We start from the raw sequence: 23,838 nt of genomic DNA on the forward strand, positions 1-23,838 counted from the left end.
ATATGAACAGTATTTTTGAAAAAATAATCAGTCAGGTCGGTCAGGTCATTTATGGAAAAGACGAGGAGATAAAGCTTTGTCTTACCTGCCTTTTTGCTAGGGGCCATCTGCTGATAGAAGATATTCCCGGAATTGGTAAAACCACACTTGCCAAAACCCTTTCAAGATGTCTTGGCCTGAATTTCAGGAGAATTCAGTGCACCAATGATATGCTTCCAGGAGATATTCTGGGCATTTCTGTTTTTGATCTGCAGAGCGGTTCTTTTACCTTTCATCCAGGCCCTGTTTTCACAAATATTCTTTTATCAGATGAAATAAACAGATCAACACCAAAGACCCAGAGCGCCCTGCTTGAATCCATGGAGGAGCAACAGGTGACTGTCGAGGGATATTCCAGAACCCTTGATAAACCTTTTTTTGTGATTGCCACCCAGAACCCGCTCGAGCAGGCCGGCACATTCCCTTTGCCAGAATCCCAGCTTGACAGGTTTTTGATGAGAATAAGTATTGGGTATCCTGACAGAAAGGCCGAAATGAGTCTTCTTAAAACAGGAGATACTTCAAAGGCCGCCGATTCCTTTGAACCCTTGATGGATACAGAAAGGGTGCTCAGGATTCAGGGAATGGTCGATAATGTTTTCATATCTGACGCTTTAATTGAGTATGTTCAGGATATACTTGTTTTTACACGCAGATCTCCTTCATTTTATACTGGCCTTTCACCAAGGGCAGGTCTTTCGATAATAAGGGCCGCAAAGTCATGGGCATTTATCCACGGCCGTGACTATGGACTTCCGGAAGACATAAAAAAGGTTATCATTCCTGTTGCTGCGCACAGGTTAAGGGCTTCATCGGGATATAAAGAGCTTTCAGCAGCAGAATTATGGGAGCTTCTGAAAGAAGTTCATGTTCCATAATGTGGGATATGAATCTTTCTTTAATCGTTAAAAATTTTATAAAGAAAAAATTTATTCTGAAAAGAAAACAGGATAGTTTTCCCGTAATCATATTGTCAAAACGTTTATATATTTTCCCCAACGGATTTGGCCTCTTTTTTTTATTCATCCTTCTTGTAATGCTTGCTGGATCTGTGAATTATCACAATAACCTCGGATATATGATGAGTTTTCTTCTTGGAGGAATATATCTGATGTCATTTCACCTTACCCATCGCAACCTCAGAGGTCTTAAAATTTCTGATGTTGAGATCAAACCCGTTTTTGCAGGAGATGATCTTGTTATAGCTGTCAGCGTTTATAATCCTGATATGGTCAGAAATAATGTCGTTTTTGAGGTGGATGGGTTTGGAGAATATAACGCTCAGAATGTTGAAAAAGGGTATTCAGTTTATAAAATCAGAGTCAAAACTGAGAAAAGGGGAATAACAAGAATAAGGGATATTAGCATTTCAAGTGATTATCCAATTGGTTTGACAAGAACATGGACATATATAATTCCTGAGAATCTTGAAATAATAATATATCCAAGACCAATTGTTGCTAATGAAAGTCCTTTTGTTTCAATTGAGTCTGGAAACGAGAACGGCGGTTCCGAAAAATCAAAAACAGGAGCCGATGATTTCAGTGAGCTAAAGAATTATATACTTGGAGATCCTATTCAGAGAATAGCGTGGAAAAGTCTTTCAAAGGGGCATGGCCTTATGACAAAGTATTTTGAGGGCAGTAGTGCGCCAATAGCATTTATCGTTGACTGGAAGCTTCTTTCAAATGATTCAAATGAAAAAAAGCTTGGTAAGATAGCCCATCTTATAATTGATTCAGAAAAGAAAAATAAGAGATATGGTTTGACTTTGCCTGGAAAAACTATCGCGCCTTCAAGGGGGGCTTCTCACATGCATGAATGTCTGAGGATTCTTGCCGGCTATGTCTGAATAAGCAGGTATGAACGTCTCTAAGATGATTTTCAGGCAGAAATATCTATGGTTTCGCCCTTTGAATAATAAGATGTATTTTCATAGAGCTTTGACCCATTAACCCTTGTCCCGCTGTCTTTGCCCTCTTTTTCAGGAGCTGTCTGGGTTTGAAGAAGTTCTGCCTGGGCTAAACCCATAGTTCTTGAGGCTGCTCCGGCAACTGCTCTATCCTGGGATGAAGGGTCTGCAGGAGCCAACGCTGCATTTCTAACCACCATCATCTTCGCTATTGTAGCCTGAGGGTTATTGGCAATAGGTGAAAGATCTATTCCAACCTCACCGCCAATAGCATACATTGTCCCATCAGGGCCTTTCTGATATGTGAAATTTACACCGCTTGTGACATATTGACCACCAGCAGAGACATGAGCCATTTCGTGTGCTCTTACCTGATGATCCCTTGACTGAAGTTTTTCAATTACTGCAAGTTGTGCTGCTGTGAGTCCTATCTGAGGGCTGGTTTCAGTGGTCTGGGGGGTGTCTTTATTCCCTTGATCGCTTCCGGCAACAGAATCTGAATTTCGGTTTATACGCCTTGAATAGGCAGCCGAATTCAGAAATATATACTCAGGTGATATAGTACTTATTTTTTCCATAGCCGAACCTTAAAATCGTTAAATCATATAGTTAAATATGATACTGCGAGACAGAGATTTCAAGATTTATTTTAATAATTTGGGGCTTTACATAATAATAGTGATTATTGATATGTATTCAAGGACGATTTGTAGATACATAATTACGGTAACAGAGCCAAATCTTAATTGCTTTGACCGGATGTTGACTTAATGCGATCTCTAAAAAAGGCATTTTTGCTCGTTAACTGCGTCAGCGTCGTACTATAATCCTCATTTATACCGCAAAAATCAGGTTATAAACGTGAAGCTGTTGATTCACTTGGGCTACCACACATCAACAATCTAAAATGGCTATGTAATATTTTCAGTATGATTGTCTGGTTTTAAAAAAGTGATTTACAAAAATATCGAAAGTACTGTTTTCCAAGCATCTGACATAATCATAAAGCTTTTGCGGAGCTTTTTACAAAAAGCGACTCGCCGAAGGGGCTCATAACTGAAAATAAGACAGAGCCACAAAATCTAATTGTTAGAGGCCCCTTTAGCTTGATGCGTATCTGAATTGGAATTGATTTGAAATTGTAAATGCTCGCATTCAATATAATGGGCAGGAGTTTCACCTGCCCAATATAGTTATTATTGCGCCGGATAATTGATCTCTTTCAACACTTTCAGTATATCAGCCTCAGTCGCAGGCTCAATGAACTCTATATCCATCGTTTTCTGGGAAGGATCTCCTTCGGCTGATTTAATTCCTTTCATATCAAGGAGCTCGTTTTTTATTGCATTAACGCAGTGACCGCATGAAATATTGGGTATTTTAAGAGTGATTTTGTTCATAAATTTTTCCTTTATATCTTATAAACTCCGACTATTCATTGTCGGATAGATCACCACCAAGCTTTAGAATGTTTTCAAGTGCAAAGGTTATTTTAGGGTCAATTTCAAGAGCCTTTTTATAGTAGCGTATTGCATTATCCCTGTCTCCAAGTTCACGATAGTTGGAGCCAATATTTGCATAATCTATTGCAGAAGATGGATCGAGCTTTATTAGTTTTTCAAATGATTCTATGGCTTTTTCATGTCTTTTAAGTTTGAACTGACAGAATCCCATTAGATTGAGTATGTCTGTTCTTTCATCATCACTTTCCATTCCTTTTTCCAGAATCTCAAGCGCTTCATGATATTTTTCCTGTTCTTTGAGGCACTGAGCCATGTATGAATAGATACTCGCTTCGTCCTGACTGTTTGGCCCAAGCTCCATTGCCTTTTTGAAAAAAGCCAGCGCCTCTTCATATTCTTCAAGCGTGTAAAGACACATGCCTGCATAGAATTTAAGATAATAACGATCCTGAAGTTTTTTATCCATCTGCATAATGATTGGCAAAGCCATGTCTGCAGGGAATTTTTCAATGATCAGCTTTGCGCAGAACATGGCAAGTGTTGTGTTTAAAGCTCTTTCCCTGAATCTTGCACCCGGAATTATCGTATAAAATGCAGGAATGCCAAGATCTTTGTGTGTCGTTTCAATAAGAATGATTTCCATTCCAAGTTTGTCAAGGCAGCTGATGGCATTTTCAATTTCTATCCTGATGTTATTGTCTGAAATATCCGGGAGATCTTCAATGTCGACTGATTTTCCTGATTTTCTTATGAAATCAGTCTGATCAAGGCTCGTAAGTTTTGGCAGGCCAGATGCCAGATAATTCGATCCTGTGTTGAAATCACCTGCAAGCTGGGCAATTTCAGTGAGCGCTCTGCTGAGGGCCTTTACAGGATCAGGCGCAGTTCCCGCTGTCCAGACAATTTCACTTTTTTCCGGAAAGGTTGATGGATCATAAGCAAGAACACCTACTGTGGGTATGCCGGTATCAAGGGAGAAATCTGAAATAAAGAGTTCAATGCCAGCTTTTTTGTATTTTTCGAGCATGCCGCAGACTATCTCATCTTTTACAGATTCAGGCCTTATTAAAGGTACAGAAAGCTTTTTTTCACTGATTATTGAGCATACGTGTCTTTCAATAATTTCACTTATGCCCTGCATGATGGCTTCTTCCTTGCAATTTCCGGCAGAAGGCCCATTGAATTCATTGATTGCATAAAACCAGTCAAATGGAACCAATACTGGAGCTTTTTTTGTAATGTTATACCCCTCAGTCCATTCAAAAGACAGTAGATTGAAAAACTCTTTTGCTTCCTCTGCATTTTTAGCATCTTCATGAACAGATGCAGCAATAAGATCGAATGGAATGGCGATTTTTTCAAAATCAGGAAAAGCGCCGTCTTTAAAATTTGCCTGATTCTTTTTGAAGCTGAAGAAGCTGAAACGTTCGGCAAGTTCCATTACAGCGCTTGCTTCTGACTGTACTGGAGTCGCACCTTTACCCATCTGCTTGTTGGTGCCGGTTATTTTTCTTGCATCTTTGCCGCAAACGCTGAAATAAACGGGGATGTCCAGGCGTCCGTTGTCTATTCTTTTCGTATATTCAAGTATCTGCATATTCAGTTTTGCAGTTTTTTTCTTGAAATTTCTGACAGTTTCTTCAGGAGTCATGATTTTATCCTGATCCAGGGTAAACTGTTTTATTGCATCTGAAAGCTCTATGATTCCGGACATCTTTTGTTTCTCCAGCTATTTCTTACTGTTCTTGTTTTTTAATTGACCGCTTAAAGCGCGGCTGATAACTATATTGATCCTGATTTAAAAGGTAAAAGGCCCTTTTTTTGAAAAGGTTTTTATTCCATATTTTTAGACATTTAACAATGGTTTTGATTCTTAATGGCAAAAACAGCTGCAATACTAAGAGAAACAGGTGAAACCAGAATAAAACTCTCCATCGATCTTGAGGGGTCTGGTAAAAGAAAAATAAGCACTGGCATACCTTTTTTTAATCACATGCTTGATCTTTTCAGTGCCCACGGTTTTTTCGATCTTGAGATTGATGCAACCGGCGACATTGAAGTCGATTTTCATCATACTGTAGAAGATGTCGGAATAGTTCTCGGAGATGCAGTAAATTCTGCACTCGGTGACAAAAAAGGCATAAAAAGATACGGCCATGCAGTAACTCCTATGGACGAGACTCTTACTTCCGTTTCCATGGATGTTTCAAACAGACCTTTTCTTGTTTTTAATGTCCCTGAAAAAATATATGTAAAAGGCCCTTTTGACGTGTATCTTGCAAAAGAGTTCTTCCGTGCTTTTGCTGGCAGGGCAGGTATCACCCTTCATATAAATGTTCATTACGGTGAGAATGAGCATCATATCATAGAATCGATTTTTAAAGCCTGCGGACGTGCGCTTTCCGAGGCGTCTTCAAAAGATGACAGGATTTCAGGTGTAAGATCCACAAAAGGCGTTATCTGATTTTTTCAAAGTCTTGGTTTCTCAAAAAGCTGGTTGACGTCCCATATGTTTTGGTATAACTATCAAAAGTTGTGTTTCAAAAAGGCATATATTTAAGAGTGCCTTAGATCAATCTTAATAACTACAGGGGAGTTCGCTGTAAAAGCGCTTCCCCTTTTCGTTTGCGGAAAATCATGATTGTAATTCCTGCTGTTGATATAAAGAATGGTAAATGTGTCCGCCTTTTACATGGCAATATGGATGCAGAAACAGTTTTTTCCGATGATCCCCTTGCGATGGCGCTTCGCTGGCAGAATGAAGGCGGCAAAAGACTTCATATTGTCGATCTTGACGGAGCCATCGAAAAACGCCCCAAAAATCTTGATCTGATTAAATCCATGGTTGAAAAACTTGATATCCCAGTTCAGGTTGGTGGTGGAATCAGGGATCTTGAAACCATAGACATGTATTTTTCTATAGGTGTCAAGTGGGTGATTATTGGAACTGCCGCAATTAAAAATCCTGACATGGTCAAGTCTGCATGCAAAAAGTATCCCGGGCAAATAATAGTAGGGATAGATGCCCGTGAAGGCAAAGTGGCCGTGGAAGGATGGGTTGAAACCACAGAAGTAACCGCCGTGGATCTAGCCAGGCAGTATGAAGGCTGGGGGGTCTCTGCCATAAATTTCACTGATATTCATAGGGACGGAGCTCACTCCGGCCCAAATATCGAGCAGACCAAGGGGCTTGCAGAAGCTGTTTCAATCCCGGTTGTGGCGTCAGGGGGGGTATCAACAATCAAGGATATTGAAAATCTCAAGAAAATTGAGTCGTCTGGCATTGTCGGTGTCATTACTGGCAGGGCTCTTTATGACGGAACACTTGATCTCAGAGAAGCAATCAAGATTGCAGAGCGCGCCTCACTTTGACAATAAGCCATAAAATATTATCATTATTAAAGATTTGTTAATGGCGTTAATTGTCTCTGTGTCTGATATTTACCTGGATCTAACGTGGAAATAAGAATCCCCGAAGAAAAGATATCAGAAATCAGGGTTGCATCCAATATTCTGGATGTGATTTCTGAGCGGGTTCTGCTTAAAAAAACGGGTAAAAACTGGACAGGACTTTGTCCGTTCCATTCGGAGAAAACCCCGTCATTTACTGTAAGCCCGGACAAGCAGATATATTACTGTTTCGGATGTGGTGCGGGTGGTAATGTATTCAGCTTTCTCATGAAACTGGACGGGCTTTCCTTTGTCGAGGTCTTAAAGACCCTTGCATCAAGATACAGAATTGACATACCGGAAAAAGAACTTACACCTTCACAGAAAAGGCGGATCTCGGAACGTGAAAAATTCTTCGAGATAAACAGTCTTGCGTGTTCTTTTTTCAGGAGTAATCTTTTTTCAGATTCAACTGAAGCAGGCAATGCCCGGGGGTATCTTGAAAAAAGATCGATAAACAGCGCAAATATCAATGCTTTTGGTATAGGTTATGCTTCGGATTCATGGGATTCGCTCCTAAGGTTTCTTAAAAGCAGGAATATAAGCCCTGAGATTGCGGAAAGAATCGGTCTTGCCGTTAAAAACAAGAACGGCGGCTTCTACGACAGATTCAGGAACAGGATAGTGTTTCCGATTTCAGATGTTTCAGGAAGGATTACCGGCTTTGGCGGAAGGGTACTTGATGATTCAAAGCCCAAATATTTGAATTCGCCTGAAACAGCTTTATATCATAAAGGAAAGAGTCTTTATGCCCTTAATCTTGCCAAGGAAAAAAGCAGGGAAGAAGGGGTTGTTTATATATCAGAAGGTTATCTTGATATTGTGTCCCTTCATCAGTTCGGGATAACAAATTCTGTAGCCACGCTTGGAACAGCGCTCACTTCTGATCAGGTCAGGATCTTAAAGGGGTATGCGACAAGCATGGTACTTGTCTATGATTCTGACGAGGCGGGCAGATCCGCAGCTGTAAGAAGTGCAGAAGTTTTTATAAGGGAAGGCGTGGACGCTTATGTCCTTCTTCTGCCTGAAGGGCATGATCCTGATTCTTTTGTAAGGGAAAAAGGCCTTGATGGTTTTAAGCATGCTGCAGAATCTAAAAAATCCATAATGGATTTTTTCATAGATGAAGGCATAAGAATGCACGGCGTTTCAGTTGCTGGAAGGGTCAAGGTCGTTGAAAATGTGTGTTCTGTTCTGGCCCTTGTAAATGACAGGGTTGAACGATCTCTTTACGCAAAGCAGGCTTCTTTGAGGCTTGGGATAGATCCCGGCGCCTTTCTTGAAAAGCTTGAGAAAAAAAATACTCAGGAACCCACCCCTGTTAACAGGGTTCGTCCGGTTCCTAAGACTATTGAAGCAGACAGTCTCAGGATGGAGAGAATGATTGTTTCCATGATGCTCCAGTTTCCTGATGCTGATGTGATTGCGGAAATAAAAAAAAGAAACCTGGTTGATCTCTTCAGTGATGAAAAATTGAAGTTTTCAGCCTTGACTATTTTAGAAACATATAGCGAAAAATCCGGTTCGGATCTCGCGTCAGATGTTCTTGGCAGAATTGATGAAGGGCTGAAAAGTTTTATTGCAGAACTTGGAGTTTGCGAGCATCCCTGGACAATAGAGGGCTGCATGGGGCTGATCAATCAGTTCCAGTCAAAGCGCAGGCGCGGAGAAAAGGATCTGCTGGAAAGAATCAAGGAGGCCGAGATGTCCAATGACCATGGTCTGCTTTTAAAGCTTTTAAAAGAAAAGCAGGAAATGGTAAGGCGGAATCGGACTTAGAAACCACTCTTTCGGGAGGCTTAATTAGTATGGCGAAAAAACCGGCTATGAACAGAACCGCAATAGCTGCCCAGAAGGAAGGGATCAGGATCCTCATTGCGAGAGGAAAAAAAGAAGGCTCACTCACTTATGATGAGATTAACGATGCCCTTCCTGATGATCTTCCTCCTGAGCAGATAGAAGAGATTCTGGCTGTATTTACTGATCTTGGCATAGAAGTTGTTGATTCTGACAAGAGTGATGCCCCGGCTAAAAAAACAAAATTAAGAACTTCCGAGGACGATGAAGAAACCGAGGAAGAAGAGCTTGAGCCCATAGACGGAGAAGCAATCTTTCAGCCTGAAGAGGCTGCCGAGGAGGAAAAACCTGAAGTCGATGATTCTGATTTCGGGGCTGTGACCGATCCAGTAAAGATGTATCTCAGGGAAATGGGGCAGGTTACGCTCCTGAGCCGTGAAGGTGAAATAGAGATTGCCAAAAAGATTGAAGAGGGCGAGAGGGAAGTCCTTAAGGCAATGCTTGAAACAACCGTGGCTGTTGATATGATTCTTCAGCTTGGAGACAAGATCACAAATGGAGTCTTGAGGCCAAAGCATGTGCTTCGTGATATCGATGAAGGCGACAGCGGCATGGAAGAAGCCGGTCAAGTTCAGAAATTCATTGAGACAATTATAGCTATACGTGAAATAGATGGTGAAAACACTGAGTTGCGTAAAAAAATCTCTCTCCTTGAGAAAGAATCTGAAGAACATAGAAAGATTAAGAAGTCCATTTCGAGACGCAGCCAGAGAATATACGAGCTTCTTAAGGAGTGGCGATTCGAAGGCAGTATAATAGATAAGATAGAAAAGCAAATCCGCAGTTATATTGAGTGGAACGACATAATGAATTCTCTCATGACAAAATGCGGGGAAACTTTTGGTGCACCTATTCAGGAGTTTAGAAACAGTCTTGCAACTGAAGCATTGTTTTTGACCTGGGCAATGCAGAGATGTGATCATGATGCTGATAAACTTTCCGGAATTTATGCTGACTTTTTAGCAATACAGAAACAGATTGATGAGCGTGAATCCACAATAAGAGCAAATAATAAAACTCTTAAAAGAATTGTTTCAAGCGTTGACGAAGGTCGTCTTAAAGCCAAGCTTGCGAAAGGCGATCTTATAAAGGCAAATCTGCGTCTTGTTGTCAGCATTGCAAAAAAATACACAAACCGCGGACTCCAGTTTCTTGACCTGATTCAGGAAGGCAACATCGGCCTTATGAAGGCTGTTGATAAGTTTGAATACAGGAGAGGTTATAAGTTCAGTACATATGCTACCTGGTGGATACGTCAGGCAATTACAAGGGCTATAGCGGATCAGGCCAGAACGATACGTATTCCAGTGCATATGATTGAGACTATAAACAAATTGATAAGGACATCCCGCTATCTTGTCCAAGAGCTTGGCAGGGAGCCTGTTCCTGAAGAAATTGCCGAAAAGATGGAGATCCCCCTTGATAAGGTCAGAAGGGTTCTTAAGATCGCAAGGGAGCCTATTTCCCTTGAGACACCGATCGGAGAGGAGGAAGATAGCCATCTGGGAGATTTTATCGAGGATAAGAAGTTTATGCTTCCTTCTGATGCTGCCATAAATATGAATCTGTCGGAGCAGACCAGAAAAGTACTGGCAACCCTTACTCCTCGTGAGGAAAAAGTCCTTAGAATGAGATTCGGTATCGGAGAAAAGGCTGATCACACTCTTGAAGAGGTTGGTAAAGATTTTGCAGTTACAAGAGAGCGTATCAGGCAGATTGAGGCAAAGGCTTTAAGAAAGCTCCGGCATCCGACCAGAAGCAAAAAACTAAAAAGTTTTATAGAAATATAAAACAAAATATCAAACTGGGCTTGACAAATTTTTCATAACGGAGTAAAAGCTTTCTACTATTTCATGTGCGTGGGCCTGTAGCTCAGCCTGGTAGAGCCACCGGCTCATAACCGGTCGGTCCCTGGTTCGAATCCAGGCGGGCCCACCAATTTAATGATAATTATTTCAGAAAGGCCGCGTTATTATAGACCGTGCCATATGATGAAAATACGAAATTCTATAGAATGCTGATTGAAAGGCGTGGCTGAAGGCCGCGCCTTTTTGTTTTTGGGGGGGGTGGAGTATGAAAACACTTGTAAGGGACGTATTAGATGCAATTGATTCCATAGCTCCCTGGGATCTTGCGGAATCCTGGGATAATTCAGGGCTTCAGGTCGGAGATCCTTATTCTGTCGTCCATAGGCTGGGTGTCTCCCTGGATATTACCCCCGATATTGTGGACGAAGCAATATCCGCAAAAATAGATTGTCTGCTAACCCACCATCCATTTCTTTTCAAGCCTATAAAAACCATAGATTTTTCTTCAATTGAAGGTAGCATCGTTTATAAGCTCGCCAGATCCGGTCTTTCAATTGTATCTGCTCATACTAACTATGACAGCGCAAGAAACGGCCTTAATGATGTGCTTGCTGAAAGAATTGGGCTTTGCGATTTGGCCCCGATGCTGGGCTTAAAAGGCAGATTTGAAAAAGACTCATCGGTTGGCATCGGACGGATCGGGCTTCTTCCTGAAGAAATAACACTTTCAGAGTTCGCCATGCAGGTAAAGACAAAACTTGGGCTTTCCCATGTCAGATTTGTCGGACAGCCTGAAAAAAAAATAAGAAAGATTTCTATCTGTACAGGCAGCGGAGGCAGTCTTATCAATGATTTTTTTGAAAACGGGTCTGACTTATATGTTTCAGGTGATCTTAAATATCATGAGGCAAGGGATACTGAGGCAAGGGGGAAGGCATTTCTGGACATAGGTCATTTCGGATCAGAGATACTCATGGTTGAAGCTTTATCCAAAAGACTCCGGGAGTTTTTCAGAGATTCAGGCCGCAAAATCGAAATAATTGAAATGAGATCTGAAAAGGAACCTTTTGTTTTTTTATAAATTTCTGATATACGCATATGAAAATCGCATCATAGGGAACAAATATGAAAAAAATTTGCTGTGACCAGATCGGCGCGCTTATTCAAATTCAGGAAACTGATTCTGAAATAATAAGAATAAATGCTGCGCTTGCTCTTGTTGAAGGGCGTATAGATGAGCTGAATGTTAAATTAAAGAGTTTTTCAGACTCCATCAGCGCTAAAGATTCTGAAATCGAAGTGCTGAAGAAAAAACTAAAGGATTATGAACTCGAAATTCTGGAGTGTGAAAGAAGAATAGATCGGGGCCAGTCTCATATAAAGAGCATAACAACAAACAAAGAGTATCAGGCTGTCCAGCGTGAAATGGATGACGCCAGAAAGCGTAAATCAATGCTTGAGGACAGGCAGCTTGAGCTCATGGAATCCATGGAAAAGCTGGAAGCAGAGATGGACAGTCTCCGCAAGGATTATGTCCAGCTCGAGAGTTTTATCGAGTCACAGAAACAGGAAATATTGGATTCATCGATATCCGAGCGCAATGAGCTTGATGGCCTCAGCTCCATAAGGCAGAACGCCGCCAGAGTTGTCGAGCCTCCTCTTTTGTCAAGATACGACAGGATTCTCAAACTTGTGGGCGGAAGGGCAGTGGCTCCTGTCGAGCGTTCCATATGTGGTGGCTGCCATATGAATATCCCTCCTCAGATGTTTATTGAGCTTCAGAGATGCAAGGAAATAATGTATTGCCCGAGATGTCACAGGATAATATACTGGGCAGGATGTTTCAAAGATGATAATGACTGATTCCAAATAGTTTTTAATGCAATGGATTAACAGTTTTTTTTGATCAGAGTAGAGCGGGTGGTCGCTGGATCTTTTTGATCCGGAGGAAAGTCCGAACACCATAGAGCAGGGCGCTCCATAACGTGGAGGCGTGGCGACGCGACGGAAAGTGCAACAGAAAGTAAACCGCCTGCTTATGCAGGTAAGGGTGAAACGGTGCGGTAAGAGCGCACCAGTCTTTCGGGTGACCGGAAGAGCTTGGTAAACCCCGCCCGGTGCAAGACCAAATAGGGAAGCGTTTGAGGGCTGCTCGCCTGAAGCTTTCGGGTAGGTCGCTAGAGGTGTCGGGCAATCGGCATCCCAGACGAATGGCCACCATCCCGGTTAAGTCCGGGAAACAGAATTCGGCTTATGCTCTGCTCTGATCATTTTTATAAACTCTCCATTTAACTAAATGATTCCCTTGGAGAAAACATTGGTTGAACAGAATTACTGTGACATATCATATCTCGAAAAGGTAAGGATTTATTCCCAGGAATACCTGAAGTGCTGTGCTTATATAGATCAGTATGGCTCTTCAGACTATATGTTCACGAAAAGACTCTATTCCAAGCTGATTTCAGCATCCCATCTTCTTGAAGACTTTCTGGATTATCACGGCGCAAAAAATAACAGTCAATGGTTTTTTTACAGGGAATTGACCGCTAGCATCAGGCATCTTTCACTTGGCGGATATGCACAACAGCACATTGTCAGCCGAATTGCTTTTTACGGTCTGGGCGATGTTTCAGAATTCGTTGCAGAAGGCCATAAAACCCTGGCTTTCATCAGGTCAAGCCTTTTGAGTCTCGCCCCCTCTATCCTCACAGAAGCCAGACATCTTAATATCCCACTTCCAGATGTTCTTCACGGACAGTATGATTTTGCTTCTTATCTGACAGGCGAAAGGCTTCAGTCTGATATTGATGCTGAAGATAAGGATCGCCAGAAAGATCATATTGTAAAAATTACAAGTGAGTTTTTTAAAATAGCCCAGGAAATCGATAAATTAGTTTTTTATGAGCCACTGACTAATGAAGAAATATTGGAACTTGTTCCTTCAAAGATCAACGAGGTCATGATCAGAAGCTATGAATTCAGGGTTCATAATCTCCAGTCTTATTTCGATACCTATGTCGTTCAGAGCGGTTATCATGAAATAGCCGGAAAACTGAAAGTCCTGCGCGGATATTTCAGTGTGGTTTATCATCTCTTTCAGGTAATGGGCAGGCTTCTGCATTATTATGAGCGCCACCTTCATGAGGTAAGTTTCAAGAAAGCTTATATGACTGTGAGGGAAAAACTTGCCGGAATGGTCGATCCGGCCCAGCTTCTCGACAGGACTATCAATTATGCCTTTTATTATGTTTGTTATTTTCTTTCTGAAGGGCAGAGCATTGCCGTCGAGATAATGAATGAAAATCTTGAGAAAGGCTCCGTGACTCTTCCAATTCCGAGAAACAGAGGATTTCACCAGAGACCAAGCCTTATGGTTGCAAAGCTTGTTGCCCATTTCGGAGGCAAGGTCGAAATGAGGCTTGGTGAAAAGAGATTCGACGCGAGCAGTGTGCTTGATCTGCAATGGGCCGGTGGAGAGATTAACAAAGAAGGCATTACAAAGGTTGTGTTTGAAGGGGATATGAGGGCTCTTAATGACCTTGAGATCCTGGCAAGCGTTAATTATGGAGAAGATATCATGGGCAGGGGGACTCCTTTGCCTGAATCACTCAGCTATCTCAGAATAACAGAATCATCCATAGGCTGAAGATATTATGGCTTCAGTCGTAATAGTGGCTGCCGGAAGCGGCCTCAGAATGAAATCAGAGAAGCGTAAACAGTATCTGGGTATTTCCGGCTTAAGTATTATTTCAAGAACAATAAAAAGATTCGACTCATGTCCTTATATAGATTCTATGGTTCTGGTTGTTCCCCTGAACGATATTGAATTCTGCTCTTCAGTCATAATCAATGAAGCATCTCCAATAAAGCCCGTACATATTGTCCCTGGAGGCAGGGAAAGACATGAATCTGTCAGATTTGGGCTTGCTGCTATACCTGAAAAAATGGGAGTGGTTCTGATTCATGACGGAGTGCGGCCTTTTGTTTCGGATGAAATAATCAAATCGTGTATTGATGGTGCCATGGAAGATGGCGCATGCATCCCCGCAATCCAGGTGTCTGATACGGTCAAACATTCTGAAGACGGAATATTTGCCACGCGAACCATTTCCCGATCAAGTCTGTGGCTTGCCCAGACCCCCCAGGCATTTGATTTTAATCTGATTTTTAATGCCCACATGGAAGCACTTCAGAAAAATATCCTGTTTACAGATGACGCGTCCCTTATAGAGGAAATAGGTCATAAAGTAAGGATCACACAGGGCAGCAGGTTTAATATTAAAATAACAACTCCTGAAGACCTTGTGGTCGCAGAGGCCATTTTGCCTCTTTTTTGCAATTCAGAGTTTTGACAGGACGATCCTGTCGAGTAATCGTTTGCATATTTATATTTCACCAGATTTGATGGGCTATCAAAAAGTCAGAAAAGGGCTTCAATGTCATGCCGGACTTGCCCCGGCATCTTTGTATTTTCAATTACTTCTGGATTACGGTCTTCGCCGGAATGTCGGGAATCGGATTTTGTGCAACCTTGCCAGATTTTATTTTATGGAAAATCCATTTGTTGGTATACAGGCTTTAATTTGCTGAGTCACATTGCCTCCCCTGAGGCCATCAAAATCAATGAACTTTTGATTTCGAATTGGAATTAAGCAAAACTATGAGATTTTTTTGAATATTACTCCTGTTTGAGGGTATAATCTTTACAAAACAATGATCTCTATGTTATCGATTTAACTTAAGTTTGACGGACTGGTAAAAAGGTAGATATAAGCGTCATCGTCTCAGGCCTTCGCCGGGATAGGGGAAGTCGGGCTTTTTGCGACCTGTCATGTTGAAAAGGGAAGAAGATCTTCATGTAAGGCATCAGACGTTTTTTTGCATGTCTTTATATCATTAAACAAGTAAGCCATGATTCGTATTCAAATTCAGCCGTCCATATATGTGGTCAGCCTCTTCTGATGTAGTATTGAATTCGAAACCGACTTATATCATATCAAAAGTCAACTCCATTCAAAGTATTTATATGAAGAAATGTCTTTTTCCTTCTTTTTATCAGCTTTTTATCTTTTTTTAGTCAATTTTCTTTGATTCGGACTTGAAAAAAACTTTTCAGGGCAAATTATATAGAAACCTAAACAAGGCACATCCTAAGTCTTCACAGACGATCAGGGTCTAAACAAAAGTATCAGGAGCGGCTTATGAGCTATATCAAAATAAGATTTGGCAACACGCTGGATAATCTTGGGAGTGGAATCAACAGATCTATGGAAGAGATACTTGGTCCTTTCAGTCCCATATTTGCCCTGTCAGAGAGAAAATGGAAGCCTTTTATGGATATTTATGAGTCCGAGAACGAGATTATTGTCCTTGCCGAGATCGCTGGCATCGACAAGGATGATCTTGAGCTTGAGATCAGTAATAAGGCCATAAGAATAAGCGGAGAAAGAAAAAGCACTCAGTTCGATGGAGGCCCGACATATCGTTTGGCTGAGATTCAGTATGGGCAATTTGAAAGAATTCTTTATCTGCCGGCTCCCATCGATGTGGACAAAGTTTCCGCATCATATACGAATGGGCTGCTTAAGATTTTCATGGCAAAGCTGGCCCTCGACAAGGTTCAGAAGATTCAGATCGAGGGTGATTAATCCTAATTTCAGTCGCTAATATATTTCCATTTCAAATCAAGTTGAAGCTTTAGCAGCCATCGCTTTGATTCTGAGTCTGGAATAACATATCTATCATTATAAGATGATAGGGGAGGTTTACATGAGCGAACAACAAGTGGTGCAGGATAATAGTGGAGTCGAGAAGCTGCCCGATAATTTGCCTATATTGCCACTGCATGAAGTTGTCCTTTTTCCTAAAATGGTACTGCCCCTTGCGGTTCAGCAGGTTGAATCCGTTAAGCTTATTGACGAAGCAATGGCAAAGGACAGAATCATCGGTTTTGTGGTTGCCAAGGACTCAGGTAAAGTAACTTTTTCACCAGATGATTTATATGAGGTCGGAACTGCAGCTGTTATCATCAAAATGGCCAAAACCAGTGATAATAAAGCTCAGATAATGGTTCAGGGAATAAGCCGGTTTAAAATAAAGGATTTTTCATCTGTTTCTCCTTATTTTCACGCAAGGGTTGAACCCATAATTGAAAAGGATGTTCACGACAAGGAAACCGAAGCCATGATGGCCAACATCCTTGAGCTTTATGAAAAATTCGTGAAGCTGTCTCCGTCTCTTCCACCTGAAATAGGATCTCTTGCAAAAACAATCGAAGAGCCTGGTGTTCTTGCTGATATGGTGACGTCAACCATAAATTCCTCGATAGAAGAAAAGCAGAAGGTTCTTGAAATCCAGGGTGTAAAGAAAAGACTTAAAAAAGTAACCCAGCTTCTGAACTATCAGATTGAGATCCTTGAGATTGGCAGCAAGATCCAGACCCAGGTCAAGGAAGACATGAACCAGAAGCAGCGGGAGTATTTTCTTAGACAGCAGCTTAAGGCTATCAGGGATGAGCTTGGTGAATCAGATGATACAAATACCGAAGTTGTCGAATACAGGAAGAAAGTAACAGACGCTAATCTTCCTGAAGAAGCCCAGAAAGAGGCAGACAGGGAGCTTGGCCGTCTTGCTCGCATGCATCCTTCTTCTTCTGAATATACTGTCGCCACGACCTATCTTGACTGGCTTGTTAATCTCCCGTGGAATAAATCCACTGAAGATAACCTGGATATTGAAAGGGCAAGCAAGATTCTTGAGGAGGACCATTTCGGTCTTGAAAAAGCAAAAAAGAGAATTCTCGAATATCTTGCGGTGCGCAAGCTCAAGGCAGACTCCAAAGGCCCGATAGTTTGCTTTGTTGGGCCTCCTGGAACAGGTAAAACATCTCTTGGAAGATCAATAGCCAAGGCCCTTGGCCGTAAATTCGTACGCATGGCTCTGGGCGGTGTTCGTGACGAGGCAGAAATAAGAGGTCACAGACGGACATATGTTGGAGCTCTTCCTGGCCGTATTATTCAGGCCATTAGAAGATCTGAGAGCAGCAATCCTGTCTTTATTCTTGATGAGATTGATAAGCTCGGAAACGATTTCAGAGGCGATCCGTCTTCGGCTCTTCTTGAAGTTCTTGATCCTGAGCAGAATCATTCCTTTGTCGACCATTACCTTGATGTTCAGTTTGACTTAAGCAAGGTGATGTTCATTACAACTGCGAATGTTCTTCATACAATTCCGCCTGCGCTTCGGGATCGTATGGAAGTAATCGAGCTTCTCGGCTACACAGAAGATGAAAAGATAAAGATTGCAAATAAATATCTTATCCCAAGGCAGAGAAAAGAGAATGGTCTTAAGGGCAAGGATATAAAGTTCACCCAGGGTGCCATAAAGCAGATAATTTCCGGCTATACCAGGGAGTCAGGCTTAAGAAACCTTGAAAGAGAGATTGCCAATGTCTGCCGAGGTGTTGCCAGTAGAATAGCTACGGGTGAAAGCGGAAATATCCTGATAAATGCCCAGGCTGTTTCCCGTTATCTTGGGCCCCAGAAAATAGAAAACGAGATAAATACAAGAATAACGACCCCAGGAGTGGCAATTGGTCTTGCCTGGACTCCTGTGGGAGGTGATCTGCTTTTCATTGAAACTACTGCCATGCCTGGAAAAGGCGGGCTTATTCTCACAGGTCAGCTTGGCGACGTAATGAAGGAATCTGTCAGTGCAGCAATGAGCTTTATAAAGTCACATTCAAAGCAGATTGGTACTCCTCCCGACTTTTTTGATAAACATGATATACATATTCATGTTCCGGCTGGGGCAATCCCAAAAGATGGGCCTTCTGCTGGTGTAACAATGCTTACAGCGATTACTTCGCTGATTAAAGGCAGGATTATTGCCAAGGATCTTGCGATGACAGGCGAGATTACTCTTAGGGGCCAGGTTCTTCCTGTTGGCGGAATAAAGGAAAAAGTTCTTGCTGCACACAGAGCTGGCATCAAAACCCTTATTCTTCCAAAATGGAATGAAAAAGATCTTGAAGAAATCCCTAAAAAGGTTCAGAAATCCATAGAGTTCCATTTTGTGGAAAAGATGACGGATGTTCTTAAGCTTGCCCTTGAAAGAAGAGAAACTCCGGAAGACCGTAGAAAGATTCCTGGAGAACCGCCTGAGGGTTCGGAGAGAAGGACAGTTGAAGACAGAAGAAAGGATGAAGTACCAACACTATAGCCCCTTTGGCGTGATAATGCTGATAATGAATAATAAAAGCCCTGCCATTGCGTCAGGGCTTTTTCGACGACTTTTTTCCTTCAGCATCTTGTTTGCCGTTTGCGCTGTTATAATTTCTGGCTGTGCCGGTACTGAGCCAGCCAGAAAGCAAAAAGCATATCCTTCAGGAAAAACGCCTGCCACACAGCGACCTTATCAGATAGACGGTATCTGGTATTATCCCGTTCCTGACGCAGAAGGTTACAGGGAAAAAGGCATTGCCTCGTGGTACGGCCCTGGTTTTGATGGCAAAAAGACTTCAAATGGCGAGACATACGATATGTATGCCATGACAGCCGCACATAAAACCCTGCCAATGGGAACACATCTCGAAGTAAGAAATATTGATAACGGCAAGAAGACAGTGGTAAGAATTAACGATCGTGGGCCGTTTGTCAGAAAAAGAATAATAGACCTTTCTTATACAGCCGCAAAAACAATTGGGATTTCAGGCCTTGGCAATGTGGAGATTTCTTCTCTGGGCATGGACAAGCCCCCTCCAAAAGGGCAGGGGCCTATAGATTTTACGCGGGGTAATTTTTCAATTCAGGTGGGAGCCTTCCAGAACAGGGCAAATGCCGAGCGCCTTAAGAAAAATCTGTCTTCAAAATATGAGAATGCCCATATCACCGAGTATGACAGGGGGGACATTCATTTTTTCAGGGTCAGGGTCGGTAAATATGTCAATCTGAAAGATGCCCAGAATGCGGAAAAAAACTTCATGAAAACTGGTTTCCCTGATGCAATGGCTGTTGCAGAGTAATAGCCTACATCTCTTTTTTCAAAAAATTCCAACAAAAGAGCTGTTTTTTTTCAATTATAAAACTCCCTTTTAGGCCAATTTAGCTAAAAAGGCCGATTCGTAGGTCGTTCAAGCTCTAATGCTTGCGCACCAAGCGCGTGGCCGGCGAGTCGCTTTTGGGAAAAAGCCCAGCAAAATTTTTTAGTATTCTTTACAACTATTTGATAAATATAAAAAACATAGAATAACATAAGTTTTTTCAGGGCTTTATAGATTCTGCTTTTGCTTTACAAAATCAAAGAATTTCTTGTCCTGGTGCATGATGTGTTCAATTACCCAATCATAAACAAACTTTTTGAATCTTAATAGATCCTCATCGTTTTTAAAAGGTGAAGCGGTAATTTCATTGAGCTGGGTTATAAGATCATTATGCAGACTCATATGCTCCACAGCACAAGGGAATTTTTCATCGTTCATCAGAAGTTCTTCTGCGCTGAAATGCTTCAGTATATATTTATAAAGAGCCATTACTGTTTTTTTGACAGAACCATCTTCGATTGATTCAGGCAAAGAGTTCGCAAGCTCAAACATATATTTATGCTGGTTATCTATTTCCTCATTCCCTACAGAATATTTTTCGTCCCATGAAAAGCTGACGCTCATTGTTTTTTTTCCTTGATGGAGAATAATGCGTTCCTCATTTTTAGGGTTATATTCAAGTAAATATTGCTACTTTATATAACCATTCGACTTTGATCTTTCATATATATAATAGTTATCATGAACGCAAAATGGAAATATATTTACAGCTTCCTTTCTTTCCAGATCAGGTAAATGGCAGGATAAATGACAAGCTCAAGTATTGTTGAGGTAATTACCCCGCCCACCATTGGAGCAGCTATTCTTTTCATTACATCTGCCCCAGTGCCGCTTGCGAACATTATGGGAATAAGACCAGCAAGTATAACGCTTACAGTCATGACCTTTGGTCTGAGGCGTTTTACAGCTCCGTGGATTATGCATTCCTTAAGATCATTAATGGTTTTGAGTTTGCCTTTCTTTTCCCATTCGTCGTGGGCAAGGTCAAGGTACAGAAGCATGACAACTCCAGTTTCTGCATCAAGGCCAGCGAGTGCTATCAGCCCTACCCAGACAGCAATGCTCATATTGTAGTCCAGATAATAAAGAAACCAGAATGAGCCGACGAGTGAGAATGGAACCGCAAGGAAAACAATGGCCGTCTTGATTGCAGATCGTGTATTTATATAAATCAGGAAAAAAATGATCATGACTGTCAAAGGAATTACGAGCTTCAGCCTTTGATGTGTTTTAAGTAAATATTCATATTCTCCGCTCCATTCGAGCCTGTAACCTTCAGGTATTTTAACTTTTGCAGCCATTTTTTTTGCTTCATCGACATATCCGCCAACATCCCTTCCTGAAAAATCAATATAGACATAGGCTGTCAGAAGCCCTTCCTCGCTTTTTATGGCAGTAGGCCCTTTGACTGTCTTAATATCCACAAGATCTCCAAGCGGAACCTGGAGGATTTTCGACCCTGATGAAGAAGAAGGCTGGGCTGATCCCATTCCTCCTGATTGCGTGCTGCTGTCCATCATTACCGGGACAAGAATCCTCTTCAGTTTTTCAACGTCACCCCTCAGTTCCCTCATATACCTTATGTTTACAGGATAACGCTCTCTTCCTTCAACCGTGGTGGTTATGTTCATGCCTCCAATGGCAGATTTCACAACTTCAAGAACATCATCAATTGCAAGGCCGTATCTGGCAGCCTCTGTTCTTTTCACCTCAAGATCCAGAAAATAACCAGTATTGACTCTCTCTGCGTAAACGCTTCTTGTGCCAGGAACCGGCATTATAGCCTTTTCAAGTTCGAGTCCTATTGTTTCGATCTGGTCCAGATTATTGCCAAGAACTTTGATGCCAACAGGAGTTCTTATGCCTGTAGCCAGCATGTCGGTTCGTGCCTTTATGGGCATGGTGAATGAATTTACAACTCCTGGGATATCAAGGGCGTCATTCATTTCATCCTTGATTTTGTCCACAGTCATCCCGGGACGCCATTCAGATTCAGGTTTAAGATTGATGATGGTCTCAAACATTTCAGGAGGAGCCGGATCTGTCGGTGTTTCAGCACGTCCTGCCTTTCCGAATACCTGGGCGACCTCAGGAATCTTTTTCAGAAGTTTGTCCTGCATCTGAAGAAGCTTGCTTACGCCTGCTATTGAAGCGCCTGGAGCAGTAACCGGCATATAAAAAAGTGAGCCTTCATACAGCGGAGGCATGAATTCAGATCCGAGTTTGTAAATAGGGTAGGCCGTCAATGCCAATAGAACGATTGCCGCCAGAATGACACTTTTTTTGAATCTCAGGGCTATCTTAACAAAAGGCTCATAAAGAATATGAAGAACCTTGCTTATAGGGTTTTTTTCCTCGGGCGTGATTTTTCCTCTTATGAACATAAGCATGAAAACTGGTGTGGCAGTGACTGCAAGGAATGATGAGAACAGCATTGCAAAGGTTTTTGTGTATGCAAGAGGTGTGAAAAGCCTCCCTGCCTGGGCCTGGAGGGTGAATACAGGCAGGAATCCTGCTGTTATGACAAGAAGGGAAAAGAAAAGTGACGGCCCAACTTCTTTGGCAGCGTGGATTATGACCTCGTTTCTATTAAAATCCATTCCGGTGTGATGGGCTTCCTCAAGCCTTTTGTGAGCATTTTCCACCATGATTATCGAGGCATCGACCATTGCGCCTATTGCAATCGCAATACCGCTCAAGCTCATGATGTTGGATGTCACGCCTATATAATGCATGCAGATGAATGAGAAAATTATGGCAAAGGGCAGGGTTAGAATTACAACCAGAGCGCTTGGAATATGAAACAGAAAAATCATACAGACAACGCTGACCGCTATGGCAAGCTTGATTATCTCTTCCTTGAGTGTGCCAATAGATCTGTGGATTAGATCAGATCTGTCATAGGTCGTTACAATTTTAACTCCTTTTGGCAGGCTTGGCTGAATGCTGGATTCAATTTTTCCCTTTACCCTTTCAATCACGTTAAGGACATTCTCACCGAACCTGACAATGACAATGCCTCCTGCGACCTCGCCCTTGCCGTCAATATCAGCCACTCCTCTCCTTATTTCAGGGCCTATCTGGACCGTTGCAATATCTTTAATCAGTACAGGTGAACCTCCAGATGTCGAACCCACAGGGATGTTTTCAATGTCAGAGATGTTTTTGATATAGCCCCGCCCTCTGATCATGTATTCAATACCTGAAAATTCAAGGAGTTTTCCTTCAACATCCTGATTGCTTTTTCTGACTGAATCCATGATTTTAGCCAGAGGGATATTGTAGGCAAGGAGTCTGTTCGGATCGAGGGATATTTGATATTGGCGGACAAAACCACCTATACTTGCCACCTGTGAAACACCTTTAACGCTTTCGAGCGCAAGTTTTATATTGTAATCCTGCATGGAGCGCAGCTCTGAAAGATCATGGCCTCCGCTTTCATCAACAAGGGCATATGAAAAACCCCATCCAAGACTTGTTGCGTCAGGTCCGATCACAGGATTCACATCAGCCGGAATTTTATTTTTAACAGCCTGGAGATATTCGATAATTCTGCTGCGCGCCCAGTATATGTCAGTGCCTTCTTCAAAAATGACATATATGAAACTGGTGCCGAAGAAAGAAAACCCTCTTACTGCTTGAACTTTGGGGGCTGCAAGAAGCGTGGATGTTATTGGATATGTGATCTGATCTTCAATAAGGTCTGGGCTTCGTCCCATCCATTCTGTGTAGATGATGACCTGGGTATCGCTTAAGTCTGGTATGGCGTCAAGGGGCGTATTTTTTAGCGCCCAGTATCCCCATGAAGACATGAATACAAGCATGATGAAAACGATCAGCTTGTTGCGCGCACTATATTCAATCAGTTTGGCTATCATTAGGGCTTGCCTCCGGCGGGGCCGCTTTTTTGAAAAAAAGCTCCGCAAAAAACTTAATCTGATTACCACTCTGCTTCAGCCATAGAAAGCATGGTTGATGGCATGGGTGGAGTCCTAAGAGCAACATAAATCAGTCTGTGAATCATGGACGGCAGATCATATCGGCGATTGAATCTGTACTGAAATTCTGCCAGGTACCGCGGAACATGCTTGCGATTAATTGCATGATAAGTACCTTTGAGCGCATTTTTTAAGTTACCAAGTATTATATTGACCCATTTGAAGGATGGATGCTCTACAGCTGCTTTACCACCTCCAGTAACATGGGGTT

The 23,838-nt window shown here is 42.0% G+C and carries 19 protein-coding genes, 1 tRNA gene and 1 other RNA gene; 15 read left to right on the forward strand and 6 right to left on the reverse strand.

From position 1 onward, the window contains the following. The first annotated feature begins 2 nt into the window (after positions 1–2). Both K245_RS0112025 and K245_RS0112030 read left to right on the forward strand, forming a co-directional pair. Positions 3–917: an AAA family ATPase gene (locus tag K245_RS0112025; protein ID WP_027359474.1), complete on the forward strand. Its 915-nt coding sequence runs from the start codon at positions 3–5 to the stop codon at positions 915–917. After that, entirely contained in the window at positions 884–1,891 is a 1,008-nt protein-coding gene (locus K245_RS0112030) for a DUF58 domain-containing protein (RefSeq protein WP_027359475.1), read from the forward strand. Before K245_RS0112025 ends, K245_RS0112030 begins: the two co-directional genes overlap by 34 nt. A gap of 32 nt (positions 1,892–1,923) precedes the next feature. Here K245_RS0112030 and K245_RS24210 read toward each other — a convergent pair whose 3' ends face one another. The 3 genes from K245_RS24210 to K245_RS0112045 all read right to left on the reverse strand — a co-directional run bounded on the left by K245_RS24210 (position 1,924) and on the right by K245_RS0112045 (position 5,128). Then, positions 1,924–2,529 (reverse strand): putative metalloprotease CJM1_0395 family protein, encoded by a 606-nt coding sequence (locus K245_RS24210; RefSeq protein WP_051284078.1) that lies wholly within the window; start codon positions 2,527–2,529, stop codon positions 1,924–1,926. A gap of 618 nt (positions 2,530–3,147) precedes the next feature. Next, positions 3,148–3,351: a heavy-metal-associated domain-containing protein gene (locus K245_RS0112040; RefSeq protein WP_027359476.1), complete on the reverse strand. Its 204-nt coding sequence runs from the start codon at positions 3,349–3,351 to the stop codon at positions 3,148–3,150. 31 nt (positions 3,352–3,382) lie between these two features. Then, complete coding sequence (locus K245_RS0112045; RefSeq protein ID WP_027359477.1) at positions 3,383–5,128, reverse strand: YcaO-like family protein; 1,746 nt, start codon at positions 5,126–5,128, stop codon at positions 3,383–3,385. A gap of 162 nt (positions 5,129–5,290) precedes the next feature. Between K245_RS0112045 and hisB the strand changes: the two genes are divergently transcribed. The 13 genes from hisB to K245_RS0112105 all read left to right on the forward strand — a co-directional run bounded on the left by hisB (position 5,291) and on the right by K245_RS0112105 (position 19,551). After that, positions 5,291–5,878: an imidazoleglycerol-phosphate dehydratase HisB gene (gene hisB / locus K245_RS0112050; RefSeq protein WP_027359478.1), complete on the forward strand. Its 588-nt coding sequence runs from the start codon at positions 5,291–5,293 to the stop codon at positions 5,876–5,878. A 173-nt stretch (positions 5,879–6,051) separates the two neighbouring features. After that, positions 6,052–6,786: a 1-(5-phosphoribosyl)-5-[(5-phosphoribosylamino)methylideneamino]imidazole-4-carboxamide isomerase gene (gene hisA / locus K245_RS0112055; protein ID WP_027359479.1), complete on the forward strand. Its 735-nt coding sequence runs from the start codon at positions 6,052–6,054 to the stop codon at positions 6,784–6,786. A gap of 84 nt (positions 6,787–6,870) precedes the next feature. Then, complete coding sequence (gene dnaG, locus K245_RS24215) at positions 6,871–8,643, forward strand: DNA primase (protein WP_051284079.1); 1,773 nt, start codon at positions 6,871–6,873, stop codon at positions 8,641–8,643. Between the two features lie 29 nt (positions 8,644–8,672). Further along, positions 8,673–10,511 carry an RNA polymerase sigma factor RpoD gene (rpoD, locus tag K245_RS0112065; protein WP_027359481.1) on the forward strand — a complete coding sequence of 613 codons (1,839 nt, stop codon included), beginning with the start codon at positions 8,673–8,675 and terminating at the stop codon, positions 10,509–10,511. A gap of 71 nt (positions 10,512–10,582) precedes the next feature. Further along, a tRNA-Ile gene (locus K245_RS0112070) sits at positions 10,583–10,659 on the forward strand. 135 nt (positions 10,660–10,794) lie between these two features. Further along, positions 10,795–11,610 carry a Nif3-like dinuclear metal center hexameric protein gene (locus tag K245_RS0112075; protein WP_027359482.1) on the forward strand — a complete coding sequence of 272 codons (816 nt, stop codon included), beginning with the start codon at positions 10,795–10,797 and terminating at the stop codon, positions 11,608–11,610. A gap of 44 nt (positions 11,611–11,654) precedes the next feature. Next, positions 11,655–12,392, forward strand: a complete 738-nt coding sequence (locus K245_RS26630; protein WP_051284080.1) for a zinc ribbon domain-containing protein — start codon at positions 11,655–11,657, stop codon at positions 12,390–12,392. Positions 12,393–12,437: 45 nt separating this feature from the next. Next, positions 12,438–12,798, forward strand: an RNA gene (rnpB, locus tag K245_RS26635) — RNase P RNA component class A. Positions 12,799–12,846: 48 nt separating this feature from the next. Then, positions 12,847–14,175, forward strand: coding sequence for an HPr family phosphocarrier protein (locus K245_RS0112085; protein ID WP_035277101.1), 1,329 nt, complete (start codon positions 12,847–12,849; stop codon positions 14,173–14,175). A gap of 7 nt (positions 14,176–14,182) precedes the next feature. Then, the gene (gene ispD / locus K245_RS0112090; RefSeq protein WP_027359484.1) at positions 14,183–14,881 is read left to right on the forward strand and encodes a 2-C-methyl-D-erythritol 4-phosphate cytidylyltransferase; all 699 of its coding nucleotides are present in this window, start codon (positions 14,183–14,185) and stop codon (positions 14,879–14,881) included. 849 nt (positions 14,882–15,730) lie between these two features. Continuing rightward, positions 15,731–16,177 carry an Hsp20/alpha crystallin family protein gene (locus tag K245_RS0112095; protein ID WP_027359485.1) on the forward strand — a complete coding sequence of 149 codons (447 nt, stop codon included), beginning with the start codon at positions 15,731–15,733 and terminating at the stop codon, positions 16,175–16,177. A 121-nt stretch (positions 16,178–16,298) separates the two neighbouring features. Next, positions 16,299–18,749, forward strand: coding sequence for an endopeptidase La (gene lon, locus K245_RS24225; RefSeq protein WP_051284082.1), 2,451 nt, complete (start codon positions 16,299–16,301; stop codon positions 18,747–18,749). Beyond that, on the forward strand, positions 18,712–19,551 hold the full coding sequence (locus tag K245_RS0112105) for a septal ring lytic transglycosylase RlpA family protein (protein WP_232223822.1): 840 nt from the start codon (positions 18,712–18,714) through the stop codon (positions 19,549–19,551). The genes lon and K245_RS0112105 overlap by 38 nt, the downstream gene beginning before the upstream one ends. Before the next feature lie 246 nt (positions 19,552–19,797). Here the strand turns inward: K245_RS0112105 and K245_RS0112110 are convergent, their stop codons facing one another. The 3 genes from K245_RS0112110 to K245_RS0112120 all read right to left on the reverse strand — a co-directional run. Next, positions 19,798–20,193: a bacteriohemerythrin gene (locus K245_RS0112110; RefSeq protein WP_027359487.1), complete on the reverse strand. Its 396-nt coding sequence runs from the start codon at positions 20,191–20,193 to the stop codon at positions 19,798–19,800. A 140-nt stretch (positions 20,194–20,333) separates the two neighbouring features. Beyond that, on the reverse strand, positions 20,334–23,507 hold the full coding sequence (locus K245_RS0112115) for an efflux RND transporter permease subunit (RefSeq protein ID WP_027359488.1): 3,174 nt from the start codon (positions 23,505–23,507) through the stop codon (positions 20,334–20,336). A 62-nt stretch (positions 23,508–23,569) separates the two neighbouring features. After that, positions 23,570–23,838: transposase (locus K245_RS0112120; RefSeq protein ID WP_027359489.1), on the reverse strand; the 269-nt coding region annotated here is incomplete at its 5' end.

The sequence above is a fragment of the Desulforegula conservatrix Mb1Pa genome, assembly GCF_000426225.1.
GTDB classification, from domain to species: Bacteria; Desulfobacterota; Desulfobacteria; order Desulfobacterales; family Desulforegulaceae; genus Desulforegula; species Desulforegula conservatrix.

Bases quoted from the DNA above. Each gene is read 5' to 3' on its own strand.
- lon (WP_051284082.1), top strand. From the start codon at position 16,299: ATGAGCGAACAACAAGTGGTGCAGGATAATAGTGGAGTCGAGAAGCTG.
- K245_RS24210 (WP_051284078.1), bottom strand. From the start codon at position 2,529: ATGGAAAAAATAAGTACTATATCACCTGAGTATATATTTCTGAATTCG.
- K245_RS0112110 (WP_027359487.1), bottom strand. From the start codon at position 20,193: ATGAGCGTCAGCTTTTCATGGGACGAAAAATATTCTGTAGGGAATGAG.
- K245_RS0112040 (WP_027359476.1), bottom strand. From the start codon at position 3,351: ATGAACAAAATCACTCTTAAAATACCCAATATTTCATGCGGTCACTGC.
- hisB (WP_027359478.1), top strand. From the start codon at position 5,291: ATGGCAAAAACAGCTGCAATACTAAGAGAAACAGGTGAAACCAGAATA.
- K245_RS0112075 (WP_027359482.1), top strand. From the start codon at position 10,795: ATGAAAACACTTGTAAGGGACGTATTAGATGCAATTGATTCCATAGCT.
- K245_RS0112045 (WP_027359477.1), bottom strand. From the start codon at position 5,128: ATGTCCGGAATCATAGAGCTTTCAGATGCAATAAAACAGTTTACCCTG.
- K245_RS0112030 (WP_027359475.1), top strand. From the start codon at position 884: ATGGGAGCTTCTGAAAGAAGTTCATGTTCCATAATGTGGGATATGAAT.
- hisA (WP_027359479.1), top strand. From the start codon at position 6,052: ATGATTGTAATTCCTGCTGTTGATATAAAGAATGGTAAATGTGTCCGC.
- K245_RS0112025 (WP_027359474.1), top strand. From the start codon at position 3: ATGAACAGTATTTTTGAAAAAATAATCAGTCAGGTCGGTCAGGTCATT.
- K245_RS26630 (WP_051284080.1), top strand. From the start codon at position 11,655: ATGAAAAAAATTTGCTGTGACCAGATCGGCGCGCTTATTCAAATTCAG.
- K245_RS0112115 (WP_027359488.1), bottom strand. From the start codon at position 23,507: ATGATAGCCAAACTGATTGAATATAGTGCGCGCAACAAGCTGATCGTT.
- ispD (WP_027359484.1), top strand. From the start codon at position 14,183: ATGGCTTCAGTCGTAATAGTGGCTGCCGGAAGCGGCCTCAGAATGAAA.
- K245_RS0112095 (WP_027359485.1), top strand. From the start codon at position 15,731: ATGAGCTATATCAAAATAAGATTTGGCAACACGCTGGATAATCTTGGG.
- rpoD (WP_027359481.1), top strand. From the start codon at position 8,673: ATGGCGAAAAAACCGGCTATGAACAGAACCGCAATAGCTGCCCAGAAG.